Genomic DNA, 13324 nt, shown 5'->3' with positions numbered 1-13324 from the left:
TGCAGCGGAGCTTAAGTAAAAAAGAAAGATCCTCCTTCACGATCTTGCGACAGGGATACGTAGGGCTTAAGTCCCGAGCAGAGAGTGAAGAAGAGTTAAGATAAAAGTAATGGAGTGGCGAAGGGATGAGCGATAGCGAACCCGTAGTAGCCCGGCCCGCTGTAGCGGGGTCGCCCAAAAGCAATTCAGGCATAGACGGCTCAGGTGTACCTGCGGTTGGGGGATTCTTTTACCAAACGGACAGACTCGGATCTACATCCATGCTCACAGACGGTAACGGAAATCCAGTATCCGGTCCAGGAAGATCTGGAGTAAGCTACGTTGGTTATCTCCCCTATGGAGAAATGAACACAACCGAATCTGGTGGTCCGGATATATTCCGCTATAAATTCACAGGTCAGATCTTAGATGAGGACACGGGGCTTTACTATTACAAATCCCGCTATTACGATCCTTTCTTAGCAAGATTCATCCAAGCTGATGATAGAGCAAATCAGGGGATCAACGGTCTCAATAGATACATGTACGTGGGTGGAAATCCGACTAACAGTATAGATCCGAACGGGCATGTAAACTTATCTCAAGCGATTCACATGTTTAACCGGATCGTGGGCCACATACTTGGTAAGAATTTCCACAATGGCAATAGTCCGAGCTTCCAGTCGATAGGGCATGATTTGAGCAGGGGCATGCTTTTCAAGGGAGCAGTAAGAATAGTAGGCTATACACTTGCTGCTATCGTAAATTCGATTGCTTTGACTTTCGAATTCTATGTCGGCCTTTCATATAACCTTTTAAACGGTTATGGTTTGCCAAAATTATCTTTTAGGCACGGTGCCCTGTTGATAGAAAATTCGGGCATTGGAAATATCTTAAAAGATGAGGGCTGGGGCGGAGGTGGAATAACATTAGCTCCAGTAATCTACATGGGAAGACATGGAAATGGAATTTTAGCCAAGTATGCTTATCGGAATTCTCTTCAACACGAATATGGGCATATAAGTGAGTTTTATGACTGGGGTGGGATTGACTATTACTCTAGTGCGCTATCCCGGCCATTCCAGGGTTCATCTGGAGGTGGCTATTTGGAAACGAATGCAGATGTTCGAGCAGGTACAAATGACTATTTACATAATTATTCGGATGCATACTTGAACTATCTGATTTTTAGAAATGTTTTCTTTTCTCAAGTTCCTTCTAATCCAAGAAATGAGTATATTATTTTCAATATATTCTTATCTCTTGGTATAGTCATCATTCCTTTTCCGAGGTCTTATTAATGAAAAGTATATTAGCAATAATTCTATTAATCTTTACTCAACATGGTTGCAATACTCCTTGGCAGCAGAATGAGTTAAAAAAGAAGAATAAACAGAACTGCGAAAAGCAGATTTTTACGGCCTTTCTTCTGCCAGGAGATCCAAGTACCCAGCAGCAAACTCTTGAATTAGCATTGCTAGGTCTGGTGGCCTGCCAAAATTCTAACGCAGGGAATGAGTAAATTAAAGAATTGTTAAAGTTCCAAATAATGAAAATGAACGTGTATTTTGAGAATCTATCAATTAACCCCAACTGCACAATTGTGCAGCGAAGCTAAAATAAAGAAGAGAAATCCTCGCTCACAATCTGCGACAGGGATACGCAGGGCTTTAGTCCCGAGCAGAGAGTAAAGAAGAGTTTAGATAAAAGTAATGGAGTGGCGAAGGGATGAGCGGTAGCGAACCCGAAGTAGCCCGGCCCGCGGAAGCGGGGTCGCCCAAAAGCAACGCAGGGCCTTGGAATCTAATTCCGTCTGCCTTAGAAAACACGACAGCGATCGGTTCTAAGAGTAGCAGTAGCAGCATAGACGGATCGGGTGTGCCTGCGGTAGGAGGATTCTTTTACCAGACGGACAGACTTGGCTCAACGTCGATGCTCACAGATGGCAATGGGAACCCAGTATCCGGTCCAGGAAGATCAGGGACTAGCTACGTAGGTTACCTTCCTTATGGAGAGATGAACAACACCGAATCTAGTGGTCCTGATATATTCCGTTACAAGTTTACTGGCCAGATCTTAGATGAGGACACTGGGCTTTACTACTACAAATCCCGCTATTATGATCCATTCTTGGCGAGATTCATCCAGGCGGATGATAGAGCGAACCAGGGGATTAATGGTCTTAACAGATACATGTACGTGGGAGGAAACCCTACTAATAGCATAGACCCGAATGGGCATGTGAACTTATCTCAGGCGATCCACATGTTCAACCGGATCGTTGGTCATATACTTGGTAAGAATTTCCACAACGGAAATAGCCCGAGCTTCCAATCGATAGGACATGATTTGAGTCATAGCTTGTTGGGTAAAGGCTTAGCGCAAGTTGGCCGCTGGATCCTAAGAATTCCGACGCTATTGTTGGATTCGCAGATCCTTTTCCTTGATTCACAGTTTGGTACACTATACAATCTTGTCACAGGTAAAGGACTACCTCAGTATAGCTTTAAGCATGGGGCAGTGTTAGTGACCAATTCTGGATTAGGTAACCTATTTCATGATTTTCCAGTATTAAATAATGGCGGAGGATTAACCCCCGGTCCTGTGGTATTTATGTATAAGAAACCTGGAGATTGGTTTGGCCATATGGAATGGAATGCTACTTTGAAACATGAGTATGGTCATGTTGATGAGTTTTATAGTATGAATGGTATTGATTTCTTTGGAAGGATTTTGAGACGACCTTCCCAAAGAAACGGGACTCCTTTTTTGGAATCTCATGCGGATCATTTAGCAGGAACCGATTTATACGGTAGCAACGTTCTGGTAGAGCAGATTTTTGGTGCTATAGTCAGAAATGATCCATCTTTAGCGTTTATTTTCGGAATCTACTCAGATATAATTACGGAGCAGAACATATGGGAGTATTTACCTCTATTTTTATGAGCAGGATTGAAGTAATTTATAAATTCATTATATTATTAACTATTTTATTTTTGACTATTAGTTGCGACATGCCATCTGATGAAGTGCTTAGGCAAAAATGTATAAAAACTATTGTAATTACTTATAATTCTATAATTGAGAGTCCCAACTATACCGCTGCAGAAAAGCAACATGCAGCGAATGTATTTCCTGTCTCGTATTTAGGGTGCACGCATATTCATAATAATTAAAATGACAAATTTTCTTTTTATTTAAGGGTAATTGACTTGGTTGTTTGGGTTTAATAAAAGAAATCCGCCCCCGCTCACACCCTGCGACAGGGATACGCAGGGCTTCAGTCCCGAGCAGAGATTGAAGAAGAGTTTAGATAAAAGTAATGGAGTGGCGAAGGGATGAGCGGTAGCGAACCCGTAGTAGCCCGGCCCGCTGTAGCGGGGTCGCCCAGAGGTAGGAGGAAAATTTAATCGTATTCAATCCTTCCCTAAAAAAAGCCGGATCCCTTTCGCGATCGTTTGCAGTGTCCTGGCCATTAGGCCTTCTAACTTGGTTTGTAAGAATAATTCCATGATCAGTTTACGTAAGGCAAGATCGAAAGGAAGATTGAATTCATTCCAGTCGACTCCGAAACGGAATGGATACGTTTCGTTTTCTCCTTCTTCTTCCGGATTTGTATGCACTAAGGTTCCTTCGAAGTCGGTATGATTTTCGTCTATATGCCGGAACTCTACTGTGAGATGGACCTGCTTCTTGAATAAGGGCAATGGTATGATCTCTAAACCGGCTAATTCTCCCCAAGTGATCCCGCTTAGATTCAGATAGCCTCGGTCCCCGCTTCGGAGTGTTCCTGTTCGGAGTAAACCTTCTCTTCCTAAGCGACAGGAGCCCATTCTACTTCTGAACAAGATCTCTAGAGGAGATCCTGCATCCAAGAGCCCGTTCTCCACTCGGATATCCCTGATCTGTATGGTAAAGACAGGAGTCAGGGTTCTGTCCTCTATGTCTATGCTGGAGTGAGCGACCTTTTCCAGTCGGAATTGTATCCTTCCCCGCCTCGGTAGGAACTCTATCTTCTTTCGGGAGTCCACTCGATTTGTATAGTCCATGTGGAAGGAGCGTATATTCACTCCTTTGAATATTAATTTTCCTTTAAATAACTTGGCAAAGGATATCCTGAAATGGATCTGGTTTCCCTTTGCGTGTACTATATCGGTTCCCAATTCTCCAGGAAAATGGATAATGAAATGCTTTGCCCAGACCCAGAGCCCGGGGAGTAGTATGCCCGGCGTAAACCAACGGAACTTGAACAATCTATAGGAGAAGATGTTTACAAGAAATTGTAAAAAGGGACCGGAGAGTAGGAATTGAAGGCCTAAATAGGCGAACAATAAAAACGTAATACTAGGAGGCATGCAAGGTCGGGCGACCGATTTTACTCTTCGTCGCCCGCGTATTTATTTTCGATATTCTTCTTATCCATAGAGGAGATCTCTAATTCTTTGGCGAGATCCTCTAAAAATTCTTTTTCTCTTACTGTAAATTTCCCATCTGCAGTCACGATGCAAACTGCATCTTCGTAAAAGTTCGTTGCGAGCACAGGATTTCCTTCCGCGAAATCAGTGATCATTTTGATGGGAAGTGGGGATTCGAATACTTCGGAAAGTTCTTCGACGATCTCTGCCTTTTGATCGTGGTGATGATCAAAAATGCAATCCTTGTCGAACATGGCCTTGACCATTTGTCCCACCAAGTTTCCTTCTTTTCTATGGAAAACGCCGTCCGCATGGCAAGAGTAAGACCAAAGGCTGACTAAGACCTTGGCATAATTCATCTTGAGTTGAAAGATCTCGGTTTCCCGATCCAGACTTTTCTGGAATTTTTCATAGAACTCATGGCCTGGTAGAACCTTACTCGCCAAGGATGAAACCCTTTCCATCTTATAGCCTTCCTTATGAGGGCATTCCCTTTTTTCCGTTGTATTTTAATCGAACCAATCGTTTTGCAATGAAAATCCATGTTGCTTTTGCGGTAATTTTTCTCAACTTGACTCTGTGAGAGCCGAATCAAAACGTAAGATTCTCGTTACTTCCGCTTTGCCATACGCTAACGGTCCTATCCACTTAGGTCACGTATTAGAAGCAATCCAAACCGACATTTTTGTTCGGTACCAAAAGACTGCCGGTCACGAATGCCATTTTTTCTGTGCAGACGACACTCATGGTACTCCAATCATGTTGGCTGCGAGAAAAGAAGGTATCAGTCCCGAGCAATTGATCGATCGCGTAAGGACGGAACATTATCGTGATCTTTCCGGCTTCTTGGTTGAATACGATAATTATTATACCACTAACTCCGAAGAGAATCGAGTTCTTTCCGAAGAGATCTATCTTTCCTTAAAGCAAAGAGGACATATCGCAGAAAGAGAGATAGAGCAGGCTTATTGCGATACTGATAAGATGTTCCTTCCGGATCGTTTTATCAAGGGAACCTGCCCGAATTGCGGTAGTCCCGATCAATACGGCGATAGCTGCGAAGTCTGCGGAGCCACTTATTCCCCTAAGGATCTAAAGAATTCCCATTGTTCCTTATGCGGAACTCCTCCCGTTAGTCGCAACTCCAAGCATATCTTCTTCAAGCTTGGGGATTTCGAGAAGTATCTCTCCGACTGGGTGGAAAAAGAGAATCATGTTGTGGATGGAGTCCGCAAAAAGCTAAAGGAATGGTTCGAGGCAGGCTTGCAAGATTGGGATATTTCCAGGGACGGGCCTTATTTCGGATTCAAGATCCCCGGAGAAGTCGAAAAGTATTTCTACGTTTGGCTGGATGCTCCCATCGGTTATATGGCATCTAGTTTACATTTCTTTAAAGGAAATCGTGCTCGTTTCGATTCCTTTTGGAAGGATGAGAAGGCGGAGATCTTCCATTTTATAGGCAAGGACATTCTGTATTTCCATACTCTCTTCTGGCCTGCGACCTTGGAGGGAAGCGGTTATCGTTCTCCTTCTCAAGTGCATGTCCATGGATTCATTACGGTCAATGGCGAGAAGATGTCCAAATCCAGAGGCACTTTCATCAAGGCCGAAGGTTATCTGAAACACTTGGATCCGGAGCACCTTCGTTTTTATCTGGCGGGAAAGCTCGGGCCGGGAATGGACGATTTGGATCTTTCCTTTGACGATTATACTGCCAAAGTGAACTCGGATTTTGTCGGGAATTTTGTGAACTTGGTTTCTAGGACTTCCACTTCTATATTAGATAAACTTGATAGAAGGCTCGGTAAACTAAGCGAAGAGGGTCGTAAGATCCTGGATGAACTGAGAGCGTCGGAGTCCAAGATCAGAGAATGGTATGAGACTCGCAATTATACCAGAGTGATGAAGGAATGTTCTCGCTTAGGAGATATCGCTAACAAGTACGTGAACGATCTTGCTCCTTGGATCCAGATCAAAACGGACGCTGAGCTTGCGAGAGAAACAGTCACTGTGGCTTTGAATGCAGCTCGAATTCTTTCCATTTATCTTTATCCTGTCGCACCAAAGGCCGGAGAGAAAGTATATAAACTGTTAGGCTTGGATAAGAAGCCGGAATTTGCGGATCTTTCTTCCGATCTGGAAGGAACGAAAGTGGCCGCATATGAAATGATCACTAAACGCGTAGAGGAAAAAGCGATTCAAACTATGTTGGAAGAAAACGCAAGCCAAACTGCTAAACCGGAGAGTGCCATTGCTCCTAAAACGGAAGGAGTAGCGAATCTTTCCGAGATCTCTATCGAAGAATTAAGTAAGGTCGATCTAAGGGTCGGTAAGATCCTGGAAGCGGGTCCTGTGGATGGAGCGGATAAGCTTGTCCAAGTGAAATTGGATCTGGGACCTCTTGGGACCAAGAACGTTTTCGCTGGGATAAAAGCCGCTTATAAGCCTGAGGATCTTGTTGGTTTAAGCATCGTTGCGGTTGCGAACCTGAAAGCGAGAAAGATGAAGTTCGGGGTTTCCGAAGCAATGCTTTTGGCTGCGGGAGAAGGAGAAGGCTTGAGTCTTTTTGTTCCTCATCGCGGAGCGCAACCAGGCGATAAGCTGAAATAAGAAGAGTCTAATAAATCGGTCAAATAAGAAGACCGAGATCGGTAGAGTATGCCTTTAGAATTAGATATTTCCTATAGTTTCCAAAGGCTTTTGGAAAAGAGCCGAACCGTTTCCGGCCGATTGGTTTCCAGGCAACTTACCTTTATCATAGATTCATTTCTTAGGAATCGCTACGAAAAGGTCTCGGGTATCCTGAAAAAGGGAGAAGAGATCGCCATTGTAGCGTTAGGCGGTTATGGAAGAATGGAGATGGCTCCTCACTCCGACGTGGATATATTATATCTGCATAATGGAGTTCCGGATGCGAAGCTTTCCGAGATCATTTCTTCCATAAATACCTTCTTTTACGATTCCGGAAAGGAAGTCGGTCATACTTGCCGTACTATCAAAGAGTCCTTTCGTTATCTGGACGATATGTCCAGTTATCATGCCATTCTGGACAGTCGATTTCTCACAGGCTCCAGAGAGTTATTTAAGAAATACCAAACCGATTTCTTGGACAAGCTCCCTGCAAAGTACGCCACAAGGTACAACGAGGCAAAAGAAAGCCAACTCTCCGAAAGATTTCTTCGAGAAGGAAGGCCTATCCTTCTTTCGGAACCCAATCTGAAGACGGATATCTGCGGACTCAGGGACATCCAGTACGTATATTGGAAGGAGAAGTCCACAAGCCCCATCCAATCCTTGGGTGCACTGGCCCATCTTCCCGTATTTAAGAACGGGGACGTCCAAGCCTTGGAAGAAGCATATGATTTTCTGGTAAGAACGCGGATCGCATTGCATGTGATCTCGGGCAGAAAGAACGACAGATTGGATCTGAATTTGCAACCTGAGGTCGCGGAATACCTCGGCTTCGGCAAGAAAGAAGAACTCCAGACCGTAGAGAAGTTCATGAACATTCTCTACAGCCATCAGAAAAACGTGTTCTTTACGATCCGCTTATATTTGGATTCTATAATAGAGTCCAGAAAATCCGATCGTGGTCACGATCTCGTTTATGAAGGGGTTCGTTTCAATCGGATAGAGAATACGGTATTTCCTCCTGTCGAAGGAAATCTATTCGCGGATCCCCATACGATCTATAAGGATATCCTTCTTACCTTTAGAATGATACAGGAGACCGGTTTCCGGATCTCGGGAAGTCTTCTGAGCGAGATCCGATTCGCTTCCCATTTTCTGGATGATGACTTCCGTTATTCTGCGGAGGTAAACGGGGAATTTTTGAACATTCTTCGTAACCCTAAGGATAGGGGAAAAATATTAAAATTAATGCATGAATGCCAGGTGCTCGGTGCTCTTCTTCCCGAGTTTGGGGCCTGCACAAACTTCCCGTTATTCAGTTATCATCATGAGTTTACCGTAGACGAACATACTCTTCTCATCCTATACGAATTGGATCGCTTGGATAAGAACGAATTCGAAGACAAGGATATCGCTCAAGTTTACGAAGAATGCACTAAGACCGAGATCCTTGCTCTTGCCATTCTTCTTCATGATGCGGGGAAGGTAAAGGAAGGAGATCATTCCGAATATGGAGCGGAGCTCGCGGTATCTGTGGGTTCTCGTTTGGGCCTTTCGGAAGAGGATACGGACCTGTTCAGATTCTTAGTCGAGAAGCATATTCTCATGTCGGAGCTTTCTTCCAAGAGAGATATTTCGGACAAGGTTTTGATCCGAAATTTTGCGAGGACTGTCGCTAATGCGGAGAGGTTAAAACTTCTATACGTCCTTACTATTATAGATACAAAGTCCGTCGGCAGCAATGTGCTCACGAATTGGAAAAAGGCTATCTTAAATGAACTTTATAAAAATGCGATAGATGCATTCCGAAATAAGAAACCGGACGACGAATACGCTCACGGAGAAGAGGAAAGACTCGCACTCTGTAAGGATCTGGTCGCTTATCTCACGGAAAAAGAAGGACAGGATGCTAAGATCGCGAAATCGATCGCTTCTTTTGCTTACTCCGTGATCCCTGCTAGTTTTTTAAAAACGGTTTCCAATCGTAAAATATTAAAACATTTTAAAGCGATCGCGATCCTAAGTCAAGAAGAAGGGAACGATCTTCTCTTCGATTCGGAACAGGATCCTGCATTCGTAACGGTAGAAGTGGTTAGCCGTAATATTCCTGAAATCCTTTTAGATCTATGCTGTTCTGTTTCTTCCGAAGGCTTGAGCCTTGTCGGAATGCAGAGCTATGCCCACGGAGAATTTCATATTCATATTCTTCAGATCACAGACTCACAGGGCAGCGGCAATATTCCTGCGGAAAAGATCTCCCGTATGGAAGGAAAGCTAAGGCTGATGGCTTCCGGAGAATTGCAAAGAGATAAGATCGCCTTCGAAAGAACGGAATGGAATCCACGTAAGACGATACCGGAAAGCATAGTGAATCGATCCGTTCGTTTCTCTAACGAGGATCTGACAGACACTACGATCATGGAGGTCCGGATGCCGGATATGGTCGGTTTGGTATACAGGATCCTAAGAAAGGTATTCGACTTCGGTTTAAAGGTTTCTTATTTACGAGTTTCTACTTCGGCAGACTACGCATATGATTCGTTTTATTTGCAAACAGCAGAAGGGGAGCAGGTCAAGGACCCCGAATTATTACGATCTTTGGAAGCTCGGATCTTAAGAATTCAGCCAGTGGAAAGGATGACAGGGGAACTCGTCTTTTAAAAATGGTCCCCAGAATGGATTCGGAAAGTCGTTCCACAGTCGCTTCCAAAAGCAAAAAAGCTATCGGGGCTACGGCCAGGCGCACCAAGAAGCCGGCCCCTGTACACCGTTCCAAAAAAATCGACCCGGACTGGTGGAAGAACGCGGTCGTTTATCAGATCTATCCTAGGAGTTTTAAGGATTCCAACGGGGATGGAGTAGGCGATCTAGATGGTATTATCCAAAAATTGGATTATCTCAACGACGGTACTCAGAATTCCCTAGGCATAGATGCTATCTGGCTTTCTCCTATTTATCCTTCTCCTATGTTCGATTTCGGATATGATATCTCGGATTACGAGAATATAGATCCTGTCTTCGGGAGCTTGGATTCATTCAGACGTTTATTAAAAGAAGCTCATAAACGAAAGATCCGTATCATCATGGACTTGGTTGCGAACCATACATCTCATTTGCATCCTTGGTTCCTCGAATCCCGCTCTTCGAAAGATAATCCTAAAAGGGATTGGTACATTTGGAGGGATCCAGTCAAAGGAGGAGCCCCGAACAATTGGATGGGGACCTTTGGTGGAAAGGCTTGGACTTACGACAAGCATACGGAGCAATATTATTATCATTCCTTCTTAGCCGAACAGCCGGACTTGAACTGGAGAAATCCGGAAGTCAAAAAAGCCATCTTTAATATGGTCCGCTTCTGGTTGGATATGGGAGTAGACGGTTTCCGTCTGGACGTAGTGAACTTATTCGTTAAGGACGCCGAGCTCAGAAGCAATCCTCGTAAGAGATGGATCGCAAGGCCGTTCGACCAACAGAACCATATTTACGATCGGGATCGTCCGGAAATGCACGATATCCTGAAAGATCTTCGTAAACTTTTGGATTCTTACGGAGACAAGATGTCGGTGGGAGAAGTCATGATGGAACCTCCCGGCACGAGCGCTCTTCCTGCTTCCTATTACGGAGACAAAGGGGACGAGCTGCATCTTGCGTTCAACTTCGCATTCTTCTACACTCCTTGGAAGGCGGAAAAATTCAGGGACGTGATCAAGGAATGGGAGAAATACCTACGAGATCGCGGATGGCCCAACTATACATTAAGTAATCATGATTTTCGTCGCCATATTACTCGATATGCTAAGGGAAGGGAAACAGTTCATCGTGCAAAGATCGCTGCGATGATGTTACTCACTCTGAGAGGAACTCCTTTTCTGTATTATGGAGAGGAACTCGGAATGATGGATGAGAGGGTTCCGAAGCATAGGATCAAGGACCCAGTGGGTATTCGCTATTGGCCGGTGTATCCAAGCAGAGACAATTGCCGTCTTCCGATGTGCTGGTCTGCCGATAAGAACGCGGGATTCAGCGAAGGGGAGCCTTGGCTTCCGGTTTTCTCTCAGCATGATACGATCAATGTGGAAACCCAGTCCCGTAGCATAGAAAGTCTTTTAAATTTTTATAAAAAGCTAATATGGCTTCGTAAGGGGAATGAGATCCTGAAAAAGGGAACCATAGCCCTGGATTACGATTCTCCTCCCGGCGTATTACAATACACTCGGGAATACGATAAGAAGAAGTGTCTGATCATTCTTAACTTTGAGAACGAATCCAAGAAGATCGTGGCGAATGCGAATCGCACTGCTCAGATCTTGATCTCCACTCATAGAAAACCGGAGAAGATGGAAATCCCGGTAGTCTTCGAGATCGCTCCTTACGAAGGAATGGTCCTCGAATACTAAGAGGACTTTGCGATTTCTCGATCCGTTCTATAGCCGTCCAGATCTTTTCCTTCCAAACAAACGACGTTCAATCGGGCCAAGCGTGGCTATAGTCCCGGAAAAAGTTCTCGCAGTCGTACCATAAAGGCTTATTATTGCGATAGAAGAATCCATCTTCGGGAATTGCTATGAGTCATACTCTTTACTCTGCGGAGAACCCCGCCTTATCCGCCTACGATCTCACAGGTTATCCGGGAAATCGAGGTAAGAATTTTTACGAAGAAGACAAGATCCTCCAAAGGATCATAGATCGATATTCTGCCGATTATAAACCGGATCATAAAAAGGCGATGATAGATCACCTCAAAGGATACGGACAATTGGTGGGAGGAGTCCTGGACGAGCTCACCGAAGCCTCTCATAAGGAAGGAAAATACGGAGAAGTAGTCAAATACGACAGAACAGGAAAGCGGATCGACCAGATCGTATATTCTCACGAGCAAAAGCTTTCCAGAAAGATCTCCTACGATTACGGAATTGTTAATTTAGACTTTCATGATGAATGGAAGTTTCCTTTTTCCGATCTACATAGACAGGCGTTGACCTATCTTGCCAATCAAAACGGAGAAGGAGGGGTCACCTGTCCTCTCGCAATGACGGAGGGAATGATCCGCGTTCTCCAGGGGATCGGCACCGAAGAACAGAAAAAGAAATACCTTCCTCTGGTCGCGGGTAAAGGTTCCGACTCCCATTTTATGGCGGGACAGTACGTAACCGAAAGAGTGGGCGGAAGTAACGTAGGAGCCAACCGGACGATCGCTACCAAGGGCGAGAACGGAAAATGGATCTTAAACGGAGAGAAATGGTTCTGTTCCAATCCGGGAGACCTCTGGGTTACCACCGCTAAGATAGAAGATACCGATACGGTTGGTCTGTTCTTGGTTCCTCGGATCAAGGATAACGGGGAACTGAACGGTCACCATATATTAAGAAAAAAAGATATTATCGGTTCCAAAGGAAAACTCACAGTCGAGATCGTGTACGAGAACGTAGAGGCGGAGGCCTTGGGTCGTCCTGCCCACGGGATAGCCAACCTGATCCGATACGTGATCCGAACTTCCAGAGTGCATGTGGGATTGGCCGCTGCGGGAATGTCCAGAAGGGCCTTTATGGAAGCAAGGGAGTATTCCCGGTATAGGACAGCTTACGGAAAGAAGATCGAAGAATTCTCCGCTTATGCGAGGGAATTGGCCGAGATCAGGATCCTATATGCGGCTTTGGTCATGCCGATCTTCCGAGGTATCGACTGGACCCAAAAAGGGATCCTCGCGGAACAGATCTCTACCCCTCTTATGAAATACCGTTCTTCCTCTCTTTCTTCATTGATCACTCATAGGGCGATCATGGCCTTGGGAGGTTCCGGGATTATCGGGGACTATACTTGTCTACCTAGACTGCACAACGATTGTATTATCAATGAGACCTGGGAAGGAACTCACCTGATCATCACCGATCATGCATTGGGAGCGATGAATCGTACTAAGATCCGAGACTCCTTCGTTTCCGAGTTAGGAAAGAATTTCCAAGCTGCGAAAGAGTATCCTGAACTCAAAGAGGTTGCTTCCTTAGGAGAGGCTTTACTCAACGATTGGAACCGCAATATAGAAGAGAAGCCAAGAGAATGGAAAGAGACCTATCGAGTGGATCTTTCTGACCAGGCTTACGGCGCGTTGGTTCTTTCCGAATTTTTAGAGCAAGCAGTTCATGATCGGAAATCTGGAGCGAAGAGATCCAAGTTCGATGCATTTGCAAAAGGAATGGGAGCCTTTCTGTTCAAGACCTTGCCGGAAGCGAAAGGGAATTACGAAGCCTTCCGTTTAACTGCGGAAGAAGTAGATGAGATCGTAAACTGGTAATCTTGCT

General features: G+C 44.8%; 9 protein-coding genes. 7 read left to right on the top strand and 2 right to left on the bottom strand.

The window, feature by feature from the left end; genetic code table 11:
- Positions 1-125 precede the first annotated feature (125 nt).
- From EHO57_RS05630 to EHO57_RS05620, 3 genes are all read left to right on the top strand, one after another.
- Entirely contained in the window at positions 126-1280 is a 1155-nt protein-coding gene (locus tag EHO57_RS05630) for an RHS repeat-associated core domain-containing protein (RefSeq protein WP_135646116.1), read from the top strand.
- Positions 1280-1501: a hypothetical protein gene (locus EHO57_RS05625; protein ID WP_135646117.1), complete on the top strand. Its 222-nt coding sequence runs from the start codon at positions 1280-1282 to the stop codon at positions 1499-1501. The genes EHO57_RS05630 and EHO57_RS05625 overlap by 1 nt, the downstream gene beginning before the upstream one ends.
- 206 nt (positions 1502-1707) lie before the next feature.
- Positions 1708-2925 carry an RHS repeat-associated core domain-containing protein gene (locus EHO57_RS05620; RefSeq protein WP_135646118.1) on the top strand — a complete coding sequence of 406 codons (1218 nt, stop codon included), beginning with the start codon at positions 1708-1710 and terminating at the stop codon, positions 2923-2925.
- A 470-nt stretch (positions 2926-3395) separates the two neighbouring features.
- On the opposite strand, the gene EHO57_RS05615 is transcribed toward EHO57_RS05620, so the two are convergent.
- Both EHO57_RS05615 and EHO57_RS05610 read right to left on the bottom strand, forming a co-directional pair.
- Entirely contained in the window at positions 3396-4334 is a 939-nt protein-coding gene (locus EHO57_RS05615; protein ID WP_135646119.1) for a hypothetical protein, read from the bottom strand.
- A gap of 20 nt (positions 4335-4354) precedes the next feature.
- The gene (locus EHO57_RS05610; RefSeq protein ID WP_135646120.1) at positions 4355-4858 is read right to left on the bottom strand and encodes a tellurite resistance TerB family protein; all 504 of its coding nucleotides are present in this window, start codon (positions 4856-4858) and stop codon (positions 4355-4357) included.
- Between the two features lie 115 nt (positions 4859-4973).
- Between EHO57_RS05610 and metG the strand changes: the two genes are divergently transcribed.
- The 4 genes from metG (at position 4974) to EHO57_RS05590 (ending at position 13317) form a co-directional block, all read left to right on the top strand.
- Complete coding sequence (gene metG / locus EHO57_RS05605) at positions 4974-7004, top strand: methionine--tRNA ligase (protein ID WP_135646121.1); 2031 nt, start codon at positions 4974-4976, stop codon at positions 7002-7004.
- A 48-nt stretch (positions 7005-7052) separates the two neighbouring features.
- The gene (locus tag EHO57_RS05600) at positions 7053-9686 is read left to right on the top strand and encodes a [protein-PII] uridylyltransferase family protein (RefSeq protein WP_135646122.1); all 2634 of its coding nucleotides are present in this window, start codon (positions 7053-7055) and stop codon (positions 9684-9686) included.
- A gap of 14 nt (positions 9687-9700) precedes the next feature.
- Positions 9701-11422, top strand: coding sequence for an alpha-glucosidase (locus tag EHO57_RS05595; protein WP_135646123.1), 1722 nt, complete (start codon positions 9701-9703; stop codon positions 11420-11422).
- A gap of 167 nt (positions 11423-11589) precedes the next feature.
- Complete coding sequence (locus EHO57_RS05590) at positions 11590-13317, top strand: acyl-CoA dehydrogenase family protein (RefSeq protein ID WP_135646124.1); 1728 nt, start codon at positions 11590-11592, stop codon at positions 13315-13317.
- Positions 13318-13324: the final 7 nt, after the last annotated feature.

This window comes from Leptospira langatensis (assembly GCF_004770615.1).
GTDB classification, from domain to species: domain Bacteria; phylum Spirochaetota; class Leptospiria; order Leptospirales; family Leptospiraceae; genus Leptospira_B; species Leptospira_B langatensis.
This window is presented reverse-complemented; position numbering and strand designations above follow the sequence as displayed.